The organism is Loktanella salsilacus, from assembly GCF_024206795.1.
In the GTDB taxonomy this organism is placed as follows: domain Bacteria; phylum Pseudomonadota; class Alphaproteobacteria; order Rhodobacterales; family Rhodobacteraceae; genus Loktanella; species Loktanella salsilacus.
In genome coordinates this window covers 714,651-737,557 of record NZ_CP072994.1, presented here as the reverse complement: position 1 = coordinate 737,557, position 22,907 = coordinate 714,651, and the positions used below count along the sequence as shown (strand labels likewise).

Annotated in this window: 16 protein-coding genes and 1 tRNA gene; 9 read left to right on the top strand and 8 right to left on the bottom strand. The window is 58.0% G+C overall.

What is annotated here, in order from left to right:
- Together KBW81_RS03690 and KBW81_RS03685 are read left to right on the top strand one after the other, a co-directional pair.
- A complete protein-coding gene (locus tag KBW81_RS03690) occupies positions 1 to 1,197 on the top strand; it encodes a TCR/Tet family MFS transporter (protein ID WP_254248394.1) in 1,197 nt (398 codons plus the stop codon).
- 73 nt (positions 1,198 to 1,270) lie between these two features.
- The gene (locus KBW81_RS03685) at positions 1,271 to 2,353 is read left to right on the top strand and encodes a zinc-binding dehydrogenase (RefSeq protein WP_254248393.1); all 1,083 of its coding nucleotides are present in this window, start codon (positions 1,271 to 1,273) and stop codon (positions 2,351 to 2,353) included.
- 144 nt (positions 2,354 to 2,497) lie between these two features.
- On the opposite strand, the gene KBW81_RS03680 is transcribed toward KBW81_RS03685, so the two are convergent.
- Positions 2,498 to 2,893: a (R)-mandelonitrile lyase gene (locus tag KBW81_RS03680; RefSeq protein WP_254248392.1), complete on the bottom strand. Its 396-nt coding sequence runs from the start codon at positions 2,891 to 2,893 to the stop codon at positions 2,498 to 2,500.
- A 124-nt stretch (positions 2,894 to 3,017) separates the two neighbouring features.
- Here KBW81_RS03680 and rpe point away from each other — a divergent pair, with 124 nt between their 5' ends.
- Positions 3,018 to 3,698: a ribulose-phosphate 3-epimerase gene (rpe, locus tag KBW81_RS03675; RefSeq protein ID WP_090187805.1), complete on the top strand. Its 681-nt coding sequence runs from the start codon at positions 3,018 to 3,020 to the stop codon at positions 3,696 to 3,698.
- A gap of 3 nt (positions 3,699 to 3,701) precedes the next feature.
- Here rpe and KBW81_RS03670 read toward each other — a convergent pair whose 3' ends face one another.
- The 4 genes from KBW81_RS03670 to KBW81_RS03655 form a co-directional block, all read right to left on the bottom strand.
- A complete protein-coding gene (locus KBW81_RS03670; protein WP_254248391.1) occupies positions 3,702 to 6,140 on the bottom strand; it encodes a heavy metal translocating P-type ATPase in 2,439 nt (812 codons plus the stop codon).
- 64 nt (positions 6,141 to 6,204) lie between these two features.
- Entirely contained in the window at positions 6,205 to 7,680 is a 1,476-nt protein-coding gene (locus tag KBW81_RS03665) for a PhnE/PtxC family ABC transporter permease (RefSeq protein WP_254248390.1), read from the bottom strand.
- Positions 7,677 to 8,336: an ATP-binding cassette domain-containing protein gene (locus KBW81_RS03660; protein WP_254248389.1), complete on the bottom strand. Its 660-nt coding sequence runs from the start codon at positions 8,334 to 8,336 to the stop codon at positions 7,677 to 7,679. The genes KBW81_RS03665 and KBW81_RS03660 overlap by 4 nt, the downstream gene beginning before the upstream one ends.
- Positions 8,336 to 9,181, bottom strand: coding sequence for a putative selenate ABC transporter substrate-binding protein (locus KBW81_RS03655; protein WP_254248388.1), 846 nt, complete (start codon positions 9,179 to 9,181; stop codon positions 8,336 to 8,338). Before KBW81_RS03655 ends, KBW81_RS03660 begins: the two co-directional genes overlap by 1 nt.
- A gap of 169 nt (positions 9,182 to 9,350) precedes the next feature.
- On the opposite strand from KBW81_RS03655, the gene KBW81_RS03650 reads away from it, so the two are divergent.
- Positions 9,351 to 9,427 (top strand) — tRNA-Arg (locus KBW81_RS03650).
- A 354-nt stretch (positions 9,428 to 9,781) separates the two neighbouring features.
- Here KBW81_RS03650 and KBW81_RS03645 read toward each other — a convergent pair.
- Positions 9,782 to 11,632, bottom strand: coding sequence for a TniQ family protein (locus KBW81_RS03645; protein ID WP_254248387.1), 1,851 nt, complete (start codon positions 11,630 to 11,632; stop codon positions 9,782 to 9,784).
- Positions 11,633 to 11,948: 316 nt separating this feature from the next.
- Positions 11,949 to 12,470, bottom strand: coding sequence for a 3'-5' exonuclease (locus tag KBW81_RS03640; RefSeq protein ID WP_254248386.1), 522 nt, complete (start codon positions 12,468 to 12,470; stop codon positions 11,949 to 11,951).
- A 700-nt stretch (positions 12,471 to 13,170) separates the two neighbouring features.
- Between KBW81_RS03640 and KBW81_RS03635 the strand changes: the two genes are divergently transcribed.
- From KBW81_RS03635 to KBW81_RS03615, 5 genes are all read left to right on the top strand, one after another.
- Complete coding sequence (locus KBW81_RS03635; protein ID WP_254248385.1) at positions 13,171 to 14,310, top strand: extracellular catalytic domain type 1 short-chain-length polyhydroxyalkanoate depolymerase; 1,140 nt, start codon at positions 13,171 to 13,173, stop codon at positions 14,308 to 14,310.
- A 299-nt stretch (positions 14,311 to 14,609) separates the two neighbouring features.
- The gene (locus tag KBW81_RS03630; RefSeq protein ID WP_367305319.1) at positions 14,610 to 17,603 is read left to right on the top strand and encodes a TrlF family AAA-like ATPase; all 2,994 of its coding nucleotides are present in this window, start codon (positions 14,610 to 14,612) and stop codon (positions 17,601 to 17,603) included.
- Between the two features lie 467 nt (positions 17,604 to 18,070).
- The gene (locus KBW81_RS03625; protein ID WP_254248383.1) at positions 18,071 to 19,231 is read left to right on the top strand and encodes an amidohydrolase; all 1,161 of its coding nucleotides are present in this window, start codon (positions 18,071 to 18,073) and stop codon (positions 19,229 to 19,231) included.
- Positions 19,232 to 19,725: 494 nt separating this feature from the next.
- On the top strand, positions 19,726 to 20,199 hold the full coding sequence (locus KBW81_RS03620; protein ID WP_254248382.1) for a putative pterin-binding protein: 474 nt from the start codon (positions 19,726 to 19,728) through the stop codon (positions 20,197 to 20,199).
- A 14-nt stretch (positions 20,200 to 20,213) separates the two neighbouring features.
- Positions 20,214 to 21,605 carry a sensor histidine kinase gene (locus tag KBW81_RS03615; protein ID WP_254248381.1) on the top strand — a complete coding sequence of 464 codons (1,392 nt, stop codon included), beginning with the start codon at positions 20,214 to 20,216 and terminating at the stop codon, positions 21,603 to 21,605.
- Here the strand turns inward: KBW81_RS03615 and KBW81_RS03610 are convergent.
- The gene (locus KBW81_RS03610) at positions 21,602 to 22,291 is read right to left on the bottom strand and encodes a sulfotransferase family 2 domain-containing protein (protein ID WP_254248380.1); all 690 of its coding nucleotides are present in this window, start codon (positions 22,289 to 22,291) and stop codon (positions 21,602 to 21,604) included. The two genes, KBW81_RS03615 and KBW81_RS03610, sit on opposite strands and share 4 nt — an antisense overlap.
- Positions 22,292 to 22,907: the final 616 nt, after the last annotated feature.

Sequence of the window (22,907 nt, the reverse complement as noted above, 5' to 3'; positions counted from 1 at the left end):
ATGCCGCTGCCGGTCCTTTTTATTCTGATCACGGTTGTCATTGATGCGATGGGGATCGGGCTGATCCTGCCGGTTATGCCCGACCTGATCCAAAGCGTCGAAGGCCCCGGCCTTGCCAGTGCCGCGCTTTGGGGTGGTTTGCTGGCAACGATCTTTGCCGCAATGCAGTTCCTGTTCGGCCCGATGATCGGCGCGCTGTCCGACGCATATGGGCGCCGCCCCGTGCTGCTGCTGGCGCTTGGCGTCATGGCGCTGGACTATCTGCTGATGGCCCTCGCCCATACGATTTGGCTGCTGATCTTGGGCCGCATCATCGGCGGCATCACGGCAGCGACGCAATCGACCGCCAGCGCCTATATGGCCGACATTTCGAAACCGCATGAAAAGGCTGCCAACTTTGGCCTGATCGGCGCGGCCTTCGGCGTCGGCTTTGTGATCGGCCCGATGCTGGGCGGCGCACTCGCAATCTGGGGCGAGCGCGCGCCGTTCTATGCGGCGGCTCTGCTGGCGGCGCTCAACCTTGGCTTTGGCTGGTTAATCTTGCCCGAAACCGTGACCGACCGCATCCGCCGCCCCTTTACCCTTGCCCGCGCAAATCCGCTTGGCGCGCTGCGCCACATTGCAGCCCTGCCCGGCCTTGCGCCACTTCTGACCGTCAGTTTCATCTATACCATGGCGTTCTTCGTCTACCCGGCGATCTGGGCCTACTACGGCCAAGCCCGCTTTGGCTGGGGGCCGGGTATGATTGGCCTGTCGCTTGGGTTTTTCGGCATCGGCATCGCCATCGTCCAAGGCTTGCTGATGAAGCCAATCCTGCGCGTGCTGGGTGAACGCAACACCGTCATCGCAGGCCTGGCCGTCGACGTGGGCGTTTTTATCTTCCTCGGCTTTGTCACCAGCGGCTGGCTCGCGCTGGCGCTCACCCCGCTCACCGCCCTCGGCTCTGTCGCGGGGCCTGCACTGCAAGGCATCATGTCGCGCCGTGCCGCCGACAACCAGCAAGGCGAATTGCAAGGCGTGCTGACCGGCGTCAACGCGATCGCCACTATCATCGGCCCCTTGCTGATGACGCAGACCTTCTGGCTCTTCACGGCGGCATCCGCGCCCATCTACCTGCCCGGCGCGCCGTTCCTGCTGGCGGCTGGCCTGGTCGTCCTTGCAGTCGCCGTTTTCATGCGCGCGCGCACCGCTTTCTAGCGCAGCCGCATTCGCCCTTGCAGCCTAACGCCCCCCGGCCCAGACTGACGGCCAACCCCAGCAAGAGGCCCCCATGCCCCAGATCAAAGCCGCCGTCAGTCACGCCCATGGCGATCCTCTGCAGATCGAAACCTTGAACCTGCGCGCCCCCCTGATGGGAGAGGTCGAAGTCACCCTGAAAGCCTGCGCGATCTGCCATTCCGACATCCACTTTGCCGAAGGGGCTTGGGGCGGAAAGCTGCCCGCCGTTTATGGCCACGAGGCCGCCGGCCACGTCACCGCCATCGGCGAAGGCACGCGCGGCCTAGCCATAGGCGATCCCGTCGTCGTCACCTTAATCCGCGCTTGCGGTACCTGCGCCACCTGCGGCGGCGGCATGCCGGTGCTGTGCAGCGCGCCCGCCGCCCACGATGGCCCGCTGACCACCCTTGATGGCGCGCCGGTAGAGCAAGCTATGAACAGCGGCGCATTTGCCGAAAAAGTCGTCGTGGACCAAAGCCAGATTGTAAAACTGCCCGCTGATATGGACCTTGTCGCCGCATCCCTGCTGGCCTGCGGTGTCATCACTGGCGTCGGTGCTGTGGTTAACGCCGCAGGCCTGCGTGCCGGCCAAGACGTCGTGGTCATCGGCGCAGGCGGCGTCGGGTTGAACGCGATCCAAGGGGCCCGCATTGCTGGGGCCCGCCGTATCATTGCCGTCGATATGACGGACGACAAACTTGCTATCGCCCGCGATTTCGGCGCGACCGACGGCGTCCTTGCCACCGACACCAAACCGTGGCGCGCCGCGAAAAAGGCGATGGGCAAAGGCGCTGACGTCGTCGTCGTCACCGTCGGTGCCATTCCCGCCTATGACACCGCCGCGCAGTACCTTGCGCCGGGCGGCAAGGTCATCATGGTCGGCATGCCACACTCTGGCGCCACCAGCAGCTACCAGCCGGTGATGATCGCCGCCTCTGGCCAGGCGATGATCGGATCAAAAATGGGCGACGTCGTCATCGCCCGCGACATTCCGTGGCTGGTCGATCTTTACCAACAAGACCGCCTGAAATTGGACGAACTTGTCAGTCGCACTTGGACGCTGGACCAGATCAACGACGCCATCGCCGACACTAAATCTGGCGCGGCCAAACGCAATGTCATCGTTTTCGACTAACGCCCTGTCCTCGCTTTTTCTTAAATACTCAAAACGGGGCACCTGACTGTATCGCCTTGCCCCGCCCGACAGGCCGCGACGCCGCATTCATCTTGCGAAATAAACTCCCGCCGGAGGCATCCTGCCTCCGGCGAAACGTCCACGTCAGCTAAGGTAATCTGCCTCTGCAACAGGCTCCGCCCAGGTCACCGCACTGCCATCAACGGCCTCATGGATGGCGATATGCGTCATGGCAAGGCCCGGTGCAGCCCCGTGCCAGTGCCGCTCGCCGGGGTCAAACCGCACCACATCGCCGGTGCGAATGACCTGCACTGGACCGCCCTCGCGTTGCACGCGTCCTTCGCCCTCCGTCACGATCAGGATCTGCCCCAGCGGATGAGTGTGCCAATTTGTGCGCGCTCCCGGCTGGAACGTCACCCGCGCCCCGGCTGCGTGCGACGGGGCCTCGTCGTGGAATAGCGGCGACATTGTCACGTCCCCAGTAAACCAATCCGCACTGGCGGGCTTTACGATCAGATCGGCGGCGGCAGTAATCTTCATAGCAATTTTCCCTTGCGTGATCCCCCACCATCCGCCGTGCCGCGCCCCGTTGTAAAGCCGCCGTGTTTGGACGATGGTGCGCCGCACCCTTTGCCCCTGCCCTTTTGACCACAGGAAAGCCGCCATGACCTTTGATCGCAGCCTCAAGATTGCCCCCTCGATCCTGTCCGCAGACTTTGCCGACTTCGGCCGCGAAATCCGCGCGATCGAGGCGCAGGGTGCTGACTGGGTCCACATCGACGTGATGGACGGCCACTTTGTGCCAAACCTGACCTTTGGTCCCCCCGCCGTCAAAGCCTTCCGCCCGCACGTGAAAACCGTGATGGACGTGCACCTGATGATCTCTCCGGTGGATGCCTATATCGACGCCTATGCCGACGCCGGGGCCGACATCCTGACCGCGCATATCGAGGCTGGACCCCATATCCACCGCACCCTGCAGGCGATCCGCGCCGCGGGCATGAAAGCTGGCGTCGCCCTGAACCCCGGAACCCCGGCGGATGCCGTCGCTGACCTGATGGACGTCGCCGACATGGTGCTGGTGATGACCGTGAACCCCGGCTTTGGCGGGCAAAAGTTTATCGACATGACCGCCAAAATCCGCCGCGTCCGCGAACTGATTGGCGACCGAGACATCCACATTCAGGTCGACGGCGGCGTCGACCCTGTCACCGCCCCGTTGGTTGTCGAGGCCGGGGCCGACGTGCTGGTCGCGGGCTCTGCCGTGTTCCGGGGCGGATCGGTCGATAAGGCGGATGTTTACGGTGCCAACATGGCCGCGATCCGTAAATCCGTCGCTGGCTAAGGTTTAGCCAGCGCGGCGCAGGCGCAGCGCGTTGGAGACCACAAGCACGCTGGACGCCGCCATCGCGCCGGCGGCCAGCATCGGTGACAGCATCATGCCTGTGAACGGATACAGCGCGCCTGCCGCAACCGGGATCAGCGCGACGTTATAGGCAAAGGCCCAGAACAGGTTCTGCCGGATATTCCGCAGGGTTGCGCGCGACAAGTTCAGCGCGGTACCCACGCCAGCCAGATCGCCCGACATCAGCACCACGTCCGCCGTTTCAATCGCCACATCCGTGCCGGTGCCCACTGCGATGCCAACGTCAGCGGCGGCCAAGGCGGGCGCGTCGTTGATGCCATCGCCCACAAAGACCAGCGTGTCCCCTGCGCGGCGCAGATCGTCCAGCGCTGCGACTTTGCCCTCGGGCCGTACCTCTGCCACGACGGTATCAATCCCAAGGCTGGCCCCGACCGCATCCGCCACGCTTTGCGCATCGCCTGTGATCAGGGCCGTGCGTAAGCCCCGCGCTTTTAGGGCGGCGATGGTTTTGGCGGCGTTCGGCTTGACTGGATCGGACAGGCCGAGCACTGCGACCGCCACACCGTCGATCACGGCGAAAACGGGCGTCTGCGCCGAGGCCGCGATCTGATCTGCTGCCTGACGCAAAGCGCTGATATCGATCCCCTCTTGCACCATCAGACGCGGCGCGCCGACGAACACAACCGCGCCGTCCACCACGCCGCGCACGCCCATGCCAGTCAGGGCCGTGACCTGCGTCGCGGCGGGAACGGTAAGCCCACGTGCCTTTGCGGCCTTCACGATGGCGCGGGCCAAGGGATGCTCTGACGCGCCCTCTACCGCTGCGATCTGCGCAAGCACGCGGCCTTCGTCCTGTCCGGGGGCCACAGTCAAGGCGGTCAAATCCGGTGCGCCAAGGGTCAGCGTTCCGGTCTTGTCAAAGGCAATCACGGTCGCATCCGACAGGCGCTGCAAGGCATCGCCCCGGCGAAAGAGCACGCCCAGATCCGCGGCCCGGCCCGTGCCGACCATGACGCTGACCGGTGTGGCCAGCCCCATGGCGCAGGGGCAAGCGATGATCAGGACCGACACACCAGCGACCAGCGCATAGGTCAAGGCGGGCGTGGGGCCAAACACCAACCAAGCCGCCACGGTCAAGGCGGCGACCACCAGAACAGCCGGCACGAACCAGCGCACGACCCGGTCGGCCAGTGCCTGAATGGGCAGCTTTGCACCCTGCGCGTCCTGCACCAGCCGCACGATCCCGGCCAAAACCGTCTGCGCGCCCACAGCCTGCGCCCGCACCCGCAAGGCGGATTCGCCGTTCACGGTACCGCCTGTCACGCTGCGACCGGGCTTCTTTTCGACGGGCGCGGGCTCTCCGGTGATCATGCTTTCATCGACCCAGCCGGAGCCGGTCAGGACGGTGCCGTCGACGGGCAAACGCTCTCCGGGCCGGACGATCACAATGTCGCCGACGACGATCGCATCCGTGGCGATTTCGGTCGCGACCCCGTCACGTTCCACCTGCGCAGACTGCGGCCGCAACCCGGCCAGTGACCGGATCGCAGCGCCTGCCCGGCCCCGCGCCCGCGCCTCTAGCCAGCGGCCCAACAGGATCAGGGTGACGATGACGGCGGCTGCCTCGAAATAGACGGCCTGCGTGCCTGCGGGCAGCAGGCCGGGCGCGAAGAGGGCGACGGTGGAATAGGTCCACGCGGCGGCTGCGCCAAGGGCGACAAGGGCGTTCATTTCTGGCGCGCCGCGCAGCAAGGACGGGATGCCGTGGACAAAGAACCGGCGGCCCGGACCGATCAGCACAAGGGTCACCAGCACGAACTGGATAAGCCACGACGCGGTGCGCCCAATGCTGCCGTCGATGGCCGCGGCCATTCCGGGGATGACGTGACCGCCCATTTCCATAATGAAAACCGGCAGGGTCAATGCGGCGGCAATCGCCGTGTCGCGGCCCAAGGCGTGCTGCTCTGCCGCTGTGCGATCCTCTTGCGGGGCGGAAGGTTCGGCGCTGGCGGTATAGCTGGTATTGTCGGTGACACGCTGCGCCAAGTCCTGCGCTGTGACCGCCCCAACCAGCGCCGTCACAGTGGCGCGGCGGGTGGCCAAATTGACCTGCGCGTCCAACACGCCGGGGGCCTTGGCCAAGGTGCGTTCGACCGTGCCGGCGCAGGACGCGCAGGTCATGCCGTCCACTTCGATCTGCATCACGGTGGTGGCGGCGGGATAGCCCGCGCGCGTCAGTGCCTGCGTGACGTCCGTCAGCGATGCCCCGTCCAGCGACAGCCGCGCCTGTCCCGTCGCAAAGTTAACGCGCGCGTCCTGTGCGCCCGGCACGGCGGCCAAGGCACGCTCTGCCCGGCCAGCGCAGGCGGCGCAGGACATGCCAGTGACATCAAATGTCAGATCGGTGGTGGTGGCGGCCATGATGCAGGCTCCGGTTTGGAATACACTCTATGAAAGCCCGCAAGGCGCGGACGTCAAGGGACGCCTATGTCGCGAGGCAGCGCGACGCCTCGATCCGCAGGGGCGGGCCGTCGCGCATGGCGCGGCGCAGGCGGCGTGAAAGCGTGTCGATCAGCAGCGTCAGGAGGGCCGACACGACGAGTAGCGCAACGACCCGGTCCATGCGCAGGGTCTGTACGTTGCTTTGAATATAAAAGCCCAGCGTGCCGATCCCAAGCAGGCCCATGATGGCGCTGTCGCGCAAAATAATCTCCCACCTATACAGACACAGCGCCCAAAAGGCGGGGGACAGGCGGGGGAACAGATCCCACGCCCACAGCGTCACGCCGCGCGGCGCGCCGGTGCGCTGCGGCAGGCTCGCCGCTTGACGGCCCAGCAGGTGGGCGATGATCGCGCCGTTGTGCAGGCCAAGTGCCAGAATGGCGGGCAGCATCGACGGGCCCAGCACTTGCAGCAGCACAAAGGCCAGCATGTAATCCGGAATTGATCGTAGCACGACCAGCACGCCATGGCCGATCACGGCACCCGCGCGGCCCACGACGCGGGGCACGATCGCCGGAAAGGCCACAGCCGCGATCAGCGCCGCCGCCGCCAGCGCGATTTGCGACAAGATGAGCGTGTCGATACTGCCGGGCAGCGCTTGTTGCAGAAGCACCTTATCAAGCCAGCCGCCCCAATCGGCCCCAGTGCGCAGCGGGCTTGGCACAATGCCTGTTAAGAAACGCATCAGCGCGCCCTGCCCCATCGGCGGCGTCGGCAACCAGATCAGCGCCGTGGCAGAGGCCGCGAGCATCAGCGGCACCAGCCGCCAGATCACCCAAAAGCGCAGCGGCAAGATCAGCGCGAGGAACAGCGCCAGCACCGCGGCGGCTTGGCCGTATTGCGCCTGCTTGAACGCGGTTTCCAACTGAAAGCCCAAGGTCGGCAGCCCGATGAACCCCAGCACAGCGGACGAGCGCAGACCGCATTCCAAGCGATACAGCGTATAGGTCCGCATCTGCGGCAACGCCTGCGGCAACCGGACCCACAGTAGCGCCGTCAGGCGCGGCAAGCGGCGGCTCAGGGGCGCGCTGGCGGCGGCGTCCTCTAGATATTCAGAGAAGACTTTGGCGAAGATGCCCGCATAGGGCAGCCCGATGGCCAGCACGCCGGTCAGGGGCGACAGGCCCGTCAGGCCCAGCAGCAGAAGGGCCCAGAACAGTTCGTGCACGGACCGCACCGCGATGCAGGTCAGGCGCACGGCGGCGCGGCCATAAAATGGGGCCAGCAACAGGCCCAGCACAGCGCCCAGACCGACACCGCAAAAGGCAAAGGCAACCGTCAGCCCGGTCGCCCGCAGCAGACCCGCGATATCGGAAAAATCAGGATGCAGAATACCCTGCCCAATCGCGCGAAGCGTCATCCAAGGGTCAGGACGCATCGCGCCAAGGTCGGCGAACCAAAGGGCCATAAGGGTGAGCGCGGCAAAGCCCGCCAGCACATGACGCCGCTGCAAGATCATCGGTAAAGCTGTAGCAGATCGTCTGCGCTTAGATCAGAAGCAGGCGCATCCACGGCAACCCTGCCCTGCCGCAGACCGATAATCCGCGTCGCGACCCGCAAGGCTTGATCCACGTCATGCAGCACCAGCACGCTTGTCGGAAAGGCCCCCAGCAGATGATCGAGCAAGGCCGCGCCTTGTTCGGGGTCCAGCGCCGTCACAGGCTCGTCCCCCAGCACCAGCGCCCCGCCGCGCAGCAAGGCGCGGGCCAGCGCGACCCGCTGCCGCTGCCCGCCGGACAGTTGCGACACGGGGCGTCGCCCCAGATCATCAAGGCCGACAACGCCAAGGACCTGCGCAACCCGTCCGCGTTCATCAGCATTCGGCCAAATCAGCGTGCGCAGGTTGCTGGCGGTGCCGTGATCATCCAGCACGCCCATCCAGACGTTGTGAAATACCGACAGCGCCCCGATCAGCCCGTGGTCCTGCGGCACCAGCGCCAGCCGCCCCTGCGCCCGGTCGTGCAGCGCAGTCAGCAGCGTGCTTTTGCCCGCGCCGCTGCGCCCTAGAATGGCAATCCGCTCGCCCTGCGCAATCTGCAAGGACACATCGTGCAGCGCCAGCTGGCCACCCCACCCAAGGCTTTCGCCCGTCAGCGTGACCAGCGGCTGTGTCATCAGTCGATCAGATCCAGCGCGCGCGCCGTATCAACGATGGGCTGATACAGCGCATCATCAGCTGCGATAAAGGCGCTACGCGGAAAGGATTCGAGCAGCACTGGATCGTCCATGCCGATCAAAGCAGCCTGCACCTTGTCCGCAAAGCCCGCGCCAAAGGTGGCATCGACATCGCCGCGGATCGTCCAGTTATAGTCGGGATAAGGCGGCGTTTCCCAGATGATCGTGGTCGCCGCAGCCTCTGGCGTCATATCAGCGACCGCAGTGTCATAGACGGAATAGTTCAGCGCGCCGATCTCGTAAGCGCCCGATGCCACCAGACGCAGCGTCTGCCCGTGATCGCCAGAGAAGCCGACGTTGGAGAAGAGCTCTTCTGGCGCTTGGCCCGACTCTGCACGGATGTAAAATTCCGGCATCAAGCGGCCAGAGGTCGAGGTTTCAGCGCCGAAGGTAAAGCTGCGTCCTACCAGATCGGGGAATGCGGGGTCCAGCGTCAGGCCGGTGTCCTTATTGGCGATGAAATAGGTGACGAAGGTCTCGTCCTCTGCGCCTTGCGCAATCGCGTGGGATTCCGGCACTGCAATGCGCGCCTGCACGCCGGACAACCCGCCGAACCAGCCCAATTGGATTTGATCATTCGCAAAGGCGGTGACGGCCGCGGCGTAGCTTTTGACCGGCACATACTGCACGTCAACGTCCAGGGCGTCCGACAGATAACCCGCCACCGCGCCAAAGCGTTCGACCAGACGGGATTCGTCATCGTCAGGAATCGCCGAAAAATATAGCGTCTGCGCCGCAAGCGGCTGCGCGGACAGGACAAGCAGACCAAGCAAGATATGACGCATGGGGGCACCTTTCATAATTGTTGCGCCCTCATACCGTGTCCCGCGATCAAGTGTCACGGGGCCCGCCCTAAGAATGCTGCGATCCGGCCGGGAAATTCCGCTTTTGCCGCGCTTTAACGCGCAACCCGCTTGCCAACCGCCCGCCAACCCCGCAAAACACGACCTGTGCGGTCCCGTAGCTCAACTGGATAGAGCAGCCGACTTCTAATCGGCAGGTTGAGGGTTCGATTCCTTCCGGGATCGCCAGTTTTGATAAGTTGCTGTCAGTTACAGCATCCCTTTTCTGGGAATCACACCATGCGCTTTCCGAGTGCTTTGGTCCGACACGCCGACGGTCGACAACTTTAGTAGAGGCAATGGTAGGAAGCGCCTCCCCAGGCCTTAAAATTCAGGCGTAAGCGCACTGCACTACTGTCAGAAAAAGACAAATCTTGCGCAATAATTGTTTGTTGCTGTCAGTTGGAGCGTGCCTTTTCCGGAAATCCTAACATGCGCCATTCTAAGCTCTTTGCTCCGGCCGGTCGGCGGATGCCAACTTAGTAGAGGCGACACAAGTGAGCGCGAACTGAGGCTATAAAAGTTAGAAAGTATAGCTCTGGACTACAGGGACTTTCCTGACGCTGAGACCGCTGCTTCAACATCACGCCTCAGGTAAATGCCCTCGAAACAGACGTCTTCAAATGCAAATGGCCTTACTCCAGCATTCTCAAGTATGAACTTCAATATCCGCTTCTGGATACCAAAAGCGGCGGCCCCCGTCCGAAGGGTGACGAATTTCGCTTGAAACGCATCAGCGTCGGCTTGCGTCACCCGGTGGCGCGTTTTCCCCGACCGGGAGTCGCGGATGAGGGTGGCAGGCATTTGGCCGCTATCGAACAACGCCTGCATGGTCCCCTTCGACGTTATCCCGACGCTCTGGCCAAATACAAAAGGGGATTGCCCCTCAGGGACAACAGCGACGCGCAGCCGATCAACCTCAGCAGAACTTACAAATAATGCCGCATACCCGTTCACCCCGTGAAGCCGCCCGACAGAGATTGCCCCCTCTCGCACTGCGTTAGAGATAAGGGTGACGGCGATGCCAGCTCTGACTGACGCGTCGTGGATTTGTTCCCATCCATTATCCTGAGCTACTATGTTGACAGAATTCCGGAACATATCTTTCAGAAAGCAGGCGAACGGCTCTGGATCCCAGGCCGATCTTGCGCGCCGTCTGTCCAACGTAGGCGCAAAAAGTTTTTCACGTCTGAGAGAGATAAATTGAAACTCCGTAACATTAAATCTGTCGCGTAAAGTTGCTAGATCAACCAAGCCAGACAGCTTAGTGCTTAATCCTTCTAGTGCAGTGGCTGGGAACGTCAGGCGAGCGTCTGAGCGCGGGTCATTATCCGAAATAATATCTTCAGCCGCCAAGACCAAACGCATACGGTCAGGATGCAGACCAAAGGCACCAGCGGCACTGGCAACCGAATGAAGCCGTGATTTTTCCTGAACTTGTCCCAGCAAAACTTCACCAACTTTTATGGGCCATTGGTCTAAAATAACATCTCGGAGAATGTCCCTGAACGGATCAAATGCAGTATCATAGCTTAGGGTCGTTGAAAGATCCCGGTAGAGGTCACCAAAGGCGCTGGCAGCCCCACCCAGGCCGCCAGATTTTTCAGCTACCAGATCGACCAGCACCGCTCTGAAGTCACGTTCATTACCGCTAATTGTCTCGAAACCAAGTGAATAGCATTGCCAGTCCCGATCTGCTGGCGGGACATTGTCCAGCAAACGATCCGTTAATAGTAGTTGCCTGCCGATAAGACGGCAGATTGTAGCGGCGACGTGGGGTGTATGGCAGGAAAGCCAAGTCTCGTCGTCGCCAGTTTCCAGCCGCGCAATCAACCATTTGTCGTAAGCTGTTTGTGTTCTAAACGCGCGTTCAAAAGTGCTGTTGCTTAGCGGCTTGATCAAGCTCGACATTTGATCTGCAAGATATCGGCGCGTCGGATTCTTATCCGACCAAAGCATGACCAGCGGATGGCCATCCTTGCTACAGGTCTGGCTATGCCGGAAAAGAAATTCACCGCGAAGCACCATCTTCGTTAGCGGGTTCGCTTCGCTACTTGCAGCATCGTCGCGCAAGCATATTGGGCAGCCATACACATCCGGGTTTCGCACGGCGCGCGACACGACGGCAGCCCCCCGAAATTCTATGCGGACGCTTTTAAGTGGTCGACCAGTCCACGACATCAACTCAGCTATCTGTGTGTGCGATAGACCTGCAATATCAGCAACCTTGTCGACTGCCTTGGGTTCAAAATTGCTTAGAGACCGAAGCGGCACCCCCATATCCTGACAGAAGCTTGCGGTATCAAGCCGGTTAACAGCGGCCATACGACCGACAAATGAAAAGATCGTCTCTCGCGGAGCAGGACAAACGCGGAGTGGCAGTGGGCTCGTCATGTCATCGCTTTAATTACAAATTAGCAGAGGGAAACAGATCAGGATCGATCCGCCTACAGTGAATAGAGAAGGCTCTTATGAATGCCGGCGTAAAAGTGAAGTCAGACAACATCGCACCATATACCTAAATATTACATCTGACAGTTGCTCTCTGATGGGATCGCAGACACCCGGGGGATCGAAGGGGTTGATGACAATGCCCGCAATAACCCGCTCGCATGCGATGATGCCGTGTTCCGTTTTCAAGAACTGCATTACACCCCTTAACCCATTCTCTAAGCAAGGCACTGCCGCTGACTGACACATCCCGCCATACTCAGTTTTCAGCCCTCAACTTCATCGCAAGTAAAATTGCCTCCGCCAATCGGGCCGCGTCAGGGCCGGCCCGGTGTGGTCGAGGCGTTCCATTAAGTTGCGTGTGGACATGATGGGTAAGCGCTGAATTACCTTTGCATACCGCCGTGATCACCTTTTCGATGCTGGCAAAAGGCGGCGGCTGGAAACCCAGCGGCTCCAGTAATAATTCCGCCCACCAGTGATCGTGCGCTACGGCGTCACTGACAACGTGTTTTCCATGTATCCGATGAAGAAGGTCACTGGCGACGTCAGCCGCGCTTGGTGCGGATCGAAGCTCTTCTCGTTGGATTTTGTGAATGCTGGCTGATTGCGATGACCACGCATTTTCGTTCCAGTTCGGTTCGGGTCGGATCAGAGAGGACCATTTTTCAACAGTGTCATTCTCAATCCACGCCACTCCGACTTCAATCGGCCACGAATTCGGGCCAAGACCTGACGCCTCGAAGTCGATGAAGATGAGGTTCTGTGGTGTCAGCGTCATATGCGGCAATCGCTACGCACCTTCGGTGTCGCGACTTTCAGGTTCGGCTTTGGCCATATCCCAACCACACTGCGGGCAACGCGGTGGCCGCCTCTTGGAAATCCGATCTTGCATGAAGGCACTATGCCGCTCCTTGCTCTCCTTACGCCATTCCCAGTTTGACCAAAACATTATGGCCGCCGCAAAGGTGAGAAAGGCCACGATCGCACTGTCGACGTATGGCAATCTCTATCTCCCTGCTCTGCTCTGCTCTGCTCCCCGAACAAATTCGGATGTCGGAAAATACCAGGGAAACCTTACATCCGCAAGAATTAATAATAATTAAGTCACTGTTTATACTGTATAATTTTTCGCAACTCAAAGACTCACGAAAGCGTCATGAAAAGAAGAACAACCGTTGTCTTAAGGATTTTCGGGACGGCCTTTTTCGCAAATTCGTTCGCGCATTTCATAGCCGCCGAGACCGACAAGGTGCCGTTTGATAGCTATAGGAATGACGAGGCGCGGCCATGGATGAATAGTCATTCATTGCAATGCAACCCCAGACTTTGACCCCAACGCATAGCCGGTTTGCGCCGCGCAGTCCGTTTCTAACGAAACCCATCACGTCCTAATTGGTTGTGCTATGTCTGCGCTGGCATGTGCAGCACGATTAGGAAGCCGCTGCAGCGGCTTTGTCCGCATTCAACTGGTGAGGCGCATGTTTAACCCATTTCAGAAAGTGCAAGCTCGTAGCCGCAAGAAGGTCCGCCATGCCACTGCAACGGCATTTGGACAGATGGTTGGTGTAATGCTGCCCAAACCCGCCAAGGCAAAGGCCCGGCCAAAACCCACATCGAAGGGTGCCGGCCAAGCGCTGAGCCGGGTCAAAGTTCATCCAATACTATCTGTAAAACCTGCGGCTAAAGCCAAGCCGGTAACGGCAACCGCACGGGCGCAAATGCCGATACCGCGCGGAGCAACCTTCAGGTCGCTGACCCACGACAGTTCGTTTGGCAGCCTAGACTACAAACTGTATCTGCCCGCCAGCGCCACAAGTGCAGAGCGCCCCCTACCACTCCTCGTCATGCTTCACGGCTGCGGACAAACGCCCGATGATTTCGCGACCGGCACGAGAATGAACGCATTGGCCGAGGAGTTGAGCGTCATCGTCGTCTACCCTGCCCAGAACCGGCAAGCGCAGAAGAACCGCTGTTGGAACTGGTATCGCCGGGGGGATCAAAGCCGGGTTGCCGGTGAACCTGCCCTTCTTGCAGACCTGACGCGCATGGTCCTCAGCACCACACCCGCCGATCCAGCGCGGGTCTACGTCGCCGGTCTGTCTGCAGGGGCCTCAATGGCACTGATCCTCGCCGCAGCATATCCGGACATTTTTGCCGCCGTCGGTGCCCACTCGGGACTTTCAGTGGGGTCAGCACACGATGCGTCCACGGCAATGATTGCCATGAAGCATGGCGCGCCGGGTAGCCGCTCGCGCGCGCCGATACCCACGATCAATTTCCACGGCGAGAACGACAAGGTCGTTCATGTCCGGAACGGACGCTATGTTGCCGCGCGCGCCGCCGACGCTTACCCGACCCTGGTCAGCACCGAACGCAAGGGGCGCATCATTGAAGGGCATCTGTTCGTGCGGCAGTCGCACCGCAAGGGCAAAGGGAAATCGTTCACCGAATTCTGGGTCATTATGGGCATCGGTCACGCGTGGTCAGGCGGGAGCCCGGCGGGGCGATTCACCGATCCGGCCGGCCCCGATGCGTCCCGTGAGATGCTGCGCTTTATGTTGCAGCACCGGACGACGTTGAAGCAACGCAAGGCTGGGAAACTGGCCAGCGCGGCCTGATATCTGGGAATATAAGACAACGATGTTTTCGCGGAAGTCGGTGAACTGGACATTGGTGTTGGGCGCGGCGAAAGTCCGGTTCGAACCCTCTTTACCGAATGCCGTCGCGCAGCATTTTGCGAGTGCAGAAAATCCAGCCTGTTGCTCACGGCCCAATGCGGACCTTCGCGATGGGTTCGATCGCTGCGGTGCAACTTCCCCGTAGCGGCCATTCGTCAAACAGCAAGCCCCAAAGGCGCGGCAATCAACAATGCCCAAATGAACTCAGTTCAATCTAAAGTAGTGCGACCGCTAGATTTGTGGTGCGGCGAGGCCCCCTCCTAGATAAGATAATCGAAATTCTACTTGGTTGGCTGGGGCAAGCTGTCGTGATCACAAACAAAATTGAACAAGGTGCAACGTGGCGTAGATGGGATCTACACGTTCACACCCCTGAAAGTGTAATTGGATCTCGGTCAGCTACGAATTCGTATTACGGTAACTGGGATGAGTACTTGGATGTACTTGAGCAAAAGGCGCTAGACCACAATATTTCAGTAATTGGTGTGACAGATTATTGGAGCATTGAAGGCTACAAACGCCTATTTAAAGAAAAGAAAGCTGGGCGCCTTTCAAGCGTTGACCTTTTAATACCAAACATAGAATGCCGGTTTGCTCTTCAGACGCAGGCAGGCAAGTCATTTAATATTCACCTTCTGATTGATCCAACTCCCAAGCTTAACGAAGCTGATGATGCTCATATCAAAGAGATTGAGGCTGCACTTAAACACCTTCGATTTGAGGTGGAGAAAGGTAAGAAGTTCTCCTGCACTCAGGATGACTTGCGTAGCTTAGGTGAATTCATGGAATCGTCCCCAACTGATGCCAAAGGGCGTCTGAAGCTTGGGACCGAGCAATTCAAACCTAGCCATGATGTGTTTCTTGAATGGTTAGACAATGAAGCTGGCCAATGGTTGAAGTCTCGAACGCTTTTGGCGGTCGCCAACGGAAGTGATGGTATCACCGGTTTAACCCAGTCGTCCGGACTGACCGCGTTGCAGGGACGCCTCCAGCAGTGGGCTGATTTGGTGTTCTCAGGCAGCGATCGAGACAGAGAGCACTACCTTCAGTTGCCCAAGCCGAAGCCCTGCATCCATGGGTGTGATGCGCAAGCCGTTTTTGAGCCGGTTGATCAGAAATACTGTTGGATAAAATCTGACCCCACATTTGTTGGCTTTCGGCAGATACTCAGGGAACCCCAAGAACGTATTTGGATTGGCTCGACCAAACCTGGGCCAACTGACCCTGCAAAAATCATCGAAAGGGTTTCACTTAGCGGAAACGCATGGTTCGAGACTACTGACATAACTTTAAATTCTGCACTAGTAGCCGTTGTTGGAGAAAAAGGTGCGGGGAAAACAGCGATTGGTGAGCTGATAGCCCGAGCTGCTGGTGTAAAGATTTCTGAGCTGCGGTCAGGTAATCATTCTCAGACCTTCGTTGGAAGGGCAGGCAAAAGTTTGAATGGATTGTCCGTGACGCTTGGCTGGGGCGATGGAAGCAAAACTTCATTCAAGGTTGGTGATGAACCCATGAGCTTGACCGAAAGAGTGAGGTATTTATCTCAGGACTTCGTAGAGCGGCTATGTAGCGAAGACCATTCTGGCGATAGCTTGGTCAGTGAACTCGAAAAAATGGTTTTCAATCATCTCCCTGTTGAGAAACGCCTGCAATGCGCAACATTCTCGGAACTACGAAATAAGCACACTGCAGCGATGGTAACGAGAAAGGTAGACCTTCAAGACGAAATCAAGATTCTGAATGAAAAAATTGACAACGCAGAGAAAGAAATTGAGTCCAAGCATAGGCTCGAGGCCGAAACGGCTGAACTTCAGGTTGAAATTGTTCGGCTCAAGTTGCTTCTCGAAGAAGCCCAGTCATCTATCAATCCAACAGCTCTCGCAAGGTTAGAGAAAGCTGCAACGATCAATCAGAAATTGGAGAGCGAGTTATCTGAACTGAATGAACAGCGATCTCAGCTGAAGAACGCCTTTGAAGCTTATGAACTATTTAAAAGAAGAACGTTTGTCGCTTTTTCTGAGCTGGAAACACAGCTGATACGTGCTGGAATTGATCAGGAAAGCATCGCAACTTTCAAACCAAGCTTCCAAGGGTCTGTGGTTCTGGTTTTTGCGAAATTGCTGGAGAAAGTAGAAGCAAACATTACTGCATTGGGAGCCACATCGTCAGATGATGGTGACGGCTTGACGCCGGGCACGAGGTCGGATGCAGCACTTGAACTGGCGGCAGCTCAACAAGAAGTGTCCATTGATATGCAAGTCAAAGCCAAGGTTCTTAAGCTGCGTGAACAAATATCGGACAATGAACAGCGCGCAGGATCAGGTCAGAAACGCTTAGAGCGCTTAACGGCAATAGAGTTGGACATTGCCGAACAGAAGGAACGGCGGTTTGAATGTTACCGCAAGGTTTTGAAAACTCTTCAAGATGAGGCTGAGGTACTAAAGGTTCTATACAGTCCGCTGACGCAGCAGATTGCTGAAAGGCTCGCGGAAACTGAGACAGAAGAATTCTCAGTAGGTGTCCGACCTCGTTCCAATTGGAAAGGTTGGCTAGAAAAATGCCCGGATTTTTTCGATAGAAGAAAGCCATCCAATGTCAATCTGACCGATGAGAGGGTCAAGCAATTGAATGAGGCGTTACTGACAGATGAGACAGGAAATGAGCTCATTGCGGTTATTAAAACATTAGACGCTGAGTTAGGTTCTCGGGAAGAAATGGAGCAGCGGCTAAGAACGGGCTTCAAAACGCAAGACGTTTCGGATTGGTTGTTTGATACCACAGGTATTTCGGTCAGCTATGTTCTTGAGTATGGTGGTGTAGAGCTTTCACATCAGTCGCCGGGTACGCGAGGAATCGTACTCTTACTCTTGTATTTGCTGGTCGATGACAAAGACAATCGCCCTCTCATCATTGATCAACCCGAAGGAAACTTGGACAACTCATCAGTCGCAAAAGCGTTGGTGCCGTTTATCCGGACGAGTAAGCGAGAACGGCAAATCATCATTGTATCTCACAATCCTAATCTGGTCGTTGTCACGGACGCGGAGCAAATAATCATATCTACTGCAACGCGTCCCACAGGCTTAGACCATCCTGTGTTGTCATATAGCGGGGGAGCTTTTGAAGCTATTGAGGGCGAAAGTTCACCACATGAAGAGACAATCCGAATCTTGGAAGGTGGGCGTGCCCCCTTTGGTCAACGTACAGAAGGCTATAAAATTTCGAACCGTTGAGCCTGCATCTAATCGTCGCCTTAGACCTGTCGCTCCTTAAGCTACCTCAAGTGCTCATTAAAGTGACTTTTCATTCGAAAGCGATGGACTTTTCCAACGCAGTGCTGAGTAGCGTAGCCTGACGTTCAGATGGCTGCTTAGAACCATTATCACATACTTTTCGCACCTGCAGCGAATGACCGTTGTCCGCCCTACGTGTCAGCGTCAGCGAACGGCCCAGACCGGCCATTCACGCGCTGACACGATGCTGCGGCGCAGCCCGTCAGAGCGGCCATTCGTGCATCGCGCAGCATTTTGCTGGATGAAACGTCGGTCAGTGGACGAAGCGTGAATTCGTTGCGGCGGAGCCAGTTGCGGCTATGGATCTCGGGTGCGCTGTAGGTTGTTTTCTGAAGGCGGCTGTCGGTCCGTTGTTCGGCTTGGTATGGCAATGATTAAGGAAGTTGAATTCGAAGGCGGAGCGAAACATGCTAACAAATAGCGACCTGGTCGAATTGACAGAATTTCGCCGTGCTCTTCACCGTCGTCCGGAAGTGTCTGGCGAAGAAGCGGAAACCGCTAAGACTGTTGTGGCTGCATTGAAACTGATGTGTCCGACGGGCATCCTCACAGGGCTGGGCGGACATGGCGTGGCTGCGATCTTTGACAGCGGCAAGGACGGCCCGACAGTTCTCTTTCGCGCTGAACTTGATGCCCTGCCCATCGAGGAACGCAATGACGAAATCGCGTGGCCTTCGGAGATCTCTGGCAAAAGCCACGTCTGTGGTCATGATGGCCACATGACGATGTTGCTTGCCTTGGGCCGTATGATCTCGCGCAAGCCGGTCGCGCAAGGGCGCGTCATCTTGATGTTTCAGCCCGCCGAAGAAGACGGAAGCGGTGCGAAGGCGGTCGTCGCTGATCCGGCCTTTGACGAAGTTAAGCCGGACTGGGCCTTTGCCATTCACAACGACCCCGGAAGCCCGTTTGGGTTCGTCTCGACCCGTGTGGGGCTGATGAACTGTGCGTCGCTGGGGCTGAAGGTCATGCTCAGCGGAAAAACTGCCCACGCTGCCAACCCGCAGGACGGTGTCTCCCCTGCGTTAGCGGTCGCCAAATTGATCCCTGCGCTGGATGATCTGGGGCATGGCGAAGGCGGTCCACGCAACGATGCATTTCGACTGGTGACGATCACTCATGCCAACATCGGGGAACCAAACTTTGGCATCGCCCCCGGTGAAGCAGAGGTTTTCGCAACCCTGCGCGCGGCTGGTGATGCTGGCATAGAAAGCCTTGAAGACGCCGCACGAAGCCTTTCAACATCTATCGCAGACGAATACGGGCTTAGCGTCGTGTGCGATATCCATGACCATTTCGCGGCGTCGGTAAATGACGCGGACGCCTACGATGTCGCGACCAGGGCGATGGAGGCAATCGGTGTTCCCCACGGGCAAGAGAGCGTGCCGATGCGTGCATCAGAGGATTTCGGCGTATTTGGATGGGGCGCAAAAGCCGCGATGTTGTTCTTGGGCTCCGGCGAAGATCATGCGGCCTTGCACAATCCGGACTACGATTTCCCCGATGATTTGATCCCTATGGGGAGCGCAATCTTTGAGCGCATTGCGCGAGATTTGTTGGGAACCGCTTAGGCGCATCGGAACCTACGGCTTCCCTAAAGCAGCTATTCGCTGCGATGCAAATTGGGCTCGGACCTGCCGTTCGTTGCGGTCGCGAACAAATTGGACGACGAATGGCGGCAGAGCGAACTTAGACTAAGTGTGCTTTTTCTGCGGCTGCGCCAATGGCTGCTTTTAGCAACTGGGCATGAGAACGCCATAAGGTTCGCGTTGGACGGATATCGAGCGGCGCTCGCTTGAAGCAATTTTCCGCCATGAGGGCGGATTGCAAAATTACCGGTCGCGTTGATCCATCGCCATTCGCTCCTTTGCTGATTGCGAAAGGATGTGACGTGTGATTTCCGGGCCAGCCAGCGCCGCACCGGGTCGCCTGGAGGCGAAATCACCCTGCCTGCCTCAAGCCCATGGTTTTACATAATATTTCTGGCACTCCGGCAGTTGCCCAAAAAATGCCATAAGTATATGTCAGCGCCTTGGTAGACCGGCGAACTCAATAAGGATCGAAGATGGATATTCAGAGAATAATGCGGGCCGCCCTCGCGTCCTCCCTGCTCATGCTGCCGACCTTTGGTTTTGCGCAGGCGATTTTAACTGTCACGAATTCTGACAATTCAGCAACCTACACCCTCGAAGAATTGTTGGCGATGCCGCAGACAACTGTCGTGACTAAAAACGACTATGTGGACGATTTGACCACCTTCCAAGGGCCGAGCCTGCGGTCGGTCCTCAACGATATGGACATCGACCGCACTGCGAATTTAAAAATGGTCGCGCTCAACGATTTTGCCTCTGAAGTGCCCGCCGGCGACGCTTTCACCTACGACGTCATTCTGGCGGTGCTTCGCGACGGTGAGGTGATGTCGGTGCGGGACAAAGGACCAATCTGGGTCATATATCCGATGGACGATTATCCCGAACTTCAAGACGACGTCTTTAATGGCCGGCTGGTATGGCAACTCAAGAGCATTGCTGTCAAGTGACCCATCGGAGCAGGTTGACCCGGATTGTTTTCCTGACTTTGTTTGTCGGAGCCGTTTTTTTTGGTATCGGCGTGATCTACAAACTGGGCGATAGAGTCCAAAGTATCCAGACTGCTGAGCAGAGTGATCCTCTTTGGATCGGGTCGCAGTTGCAGTTTGAATTGCTGCGGCTCGAGAACAACCTCGGCGAGGTGGCTCTTGGTTACAAACCTGCGGCAGATGCGGTGCTGCGCTTTGACATAGCCTGGAGCCGGATAAATATCCTTCAGGAGGGCAAGCTGCCGCAGCTTCTCGCAAACTTTGAGATAGACCAAGGCGTCCTGACCGACCTCGAGGCCACATTCACGACCATTGAGCCTCAGATTGAGGGGCTCACCGCGTCAGGTATGACCGACGAGGTGCGCCGTCAGAAGGCCGCGACTATTCTGGCCGCGCTTGAAGGCTTTGATCTGTCGCTCAGGGAATTCTTGCTGGCGCTGGCGCAAGCAAAGAACCACGCTATGGCGGAGTTTAGAACCGGCATACTGTCTCTGTCTCATGCCATTGCATACCTCGGTGCTACGATCCTGACCCTTTTCGGCATCTTCGTGTTTCTGCTCATGATCGAGCTTAGGGCCGCCAAAGACACAGAAAACGAAATGCGCGTGCTCGCGCAGGAGGCGACATCGGCATCACGGATGAAAATGAACTTTATGAGTGTCGTCAGTCACGAATTGCGCACCCCCCTTACATCAATTCTCGGTGGACTTGCCCTGTTGAAGGTCAGAATTTGCAAAACATCCAAAGACGAATCCACCCTAAAGTTGCTCGATGTAGCCAGCCGCAACGGAGATCGACTTCTGATGCTGGTCAATGACATCTTAGACGCCCAAGCCCTTAGTGACGGAAAAGTCTCTATAGAGCGCAACCCAGTGGACCTTAATGAAATTGTCGTAACGGCGGTCGAGAATTGCAACGTCTATGCCGAAAAGCTCGGGGTTGCCTACTGTGTGACCACGACGAATGAGAAGATGGTAGCTTTGACCGACAGTGCGCGCGTCACGCAGGTTCTTGTCAATCTCATCTCTAACGCGGCAAAGTTCACCGCCTCGGGCGATGTGGTGAAAATCGACGTGAGGCGAAACAAACAAATGGCGCGGATCGAGGTCATCGATCACGGTATAGGCATCTCAGCCGACCAACAGGACAATGTCTTCTTACCATTTCATCAGATCAACCCCGGCACCACCGCTGGCAACAAGAGCAGCGGCCTCGGCCTGAGCATAACAAAGCAACTGATGGATCTGCTTGGCGGAAAAATCGGCGTCAGTTCGATCGAAGGAGAAGGGTCAATTTTTTGGATCGAATTGGATCTGGTTCCTGCACAGCACGACAGCCGCAAGGTGTCACCATTGCCCGTAGTCTAAATAAGCGACGCAAATATTGAAGTTCGGGCAACCCTGGCCTTCTTGACCAACAAGAAGTCCCCACGGTAGTAGTCCAAGATCATCTTGCGGGTCGCATCCAGCATGTGGATGGTGAACTTCGAACTGGCATTGCGGTCGAGGTTGACCAAAGCCCGCTCGGTATCCGTGATATGGTCAATCCAAGTAAAAACCGGTTCAAGACCGTCCTCGAACAAAAAGACCTTTGCCGTTCTCCCGATGAAGTCGGCCTGCGGCCTGACGTGATTGTCGCAGAGATAAGGATCACTAGCTTGGCCTGAGAAGATTCGCTCAACCCATTGATCGAAGGTGCCGTGAAATTCAGCTTCCCAATCAAACTCTACTGTAAGCTTGTCGCAAGGTCCGATGCGGTCGGGAAGGTCATTGGCGTGGTTTCGCCGCAAGGCGCGGTAGCGATACTCACTCAGTAGGCGGTCGAATGGGTCGCGCAGAATAGCAAAGGTGTGATCGGCAAACCCATCTGGTATGAGCACACTCTGTGTTGCTAATTCAATGTGTTGCGGCGTCGACCTCGACCATTCTACGCGTTCACGACTGTATAATGCCACCGGGCCTTTTGCCCTTAGATAGCTTGAGACGGAGGATCCACCTGTCTTGGGTATATGGATAAAGTTGAGAAGTCGTCCATTGATCTTCGCAAGTGGCACCGGTTGCCTCGCGCAATACCCTATTTTTCCAAACCCCTGGGGGCAAACCACGGATGAGTCAACTTGAGATCGGAGGTTGGACAACGTTTTCCGGCATAGTCACGCTAACCGGCAGCGGTTGCCTTCTGCTGCGTAATTCCTCGGACGCGCTCATTTACCACGACGCGCAGCATCCGAGCCGGTGGAAAGGTTTGCACCTCGAGTTAAAGCGAGGGTGGTCGGTCGTGCTCATCCCTACCGATGGTCGCTTGGCAAGGTTTTGACCTCAATTCGGATGCTGCCATTCGCGACGATGCAGAATATCAGCAGGAAGGGCTCACTGCCGACCTTCGCTGCAGATGCACCCCCGAAGAAAACTGGGTCGTGGCCCTGAGCGTCTGCTTTCTTAGGACGTGCCCATTTAGTTTGCAGGTGCAGCGAATGTCGGCAAACCGCCCCTCGTGTCAGTGCGGTCACTTCCGGCCCAAACCGGACCTTCATGCTCGCTGCGACGAAGGTCCGGTTTGAGCCCTCTTTACCGAATGCCGTCCCGCAGCATTTTGAGAGTGCAGAAATTCCAGCCTGTTGCTCACGGCCCTTTGCGGACATTGGCCCAATGATCGGCATGCTGCGGTGC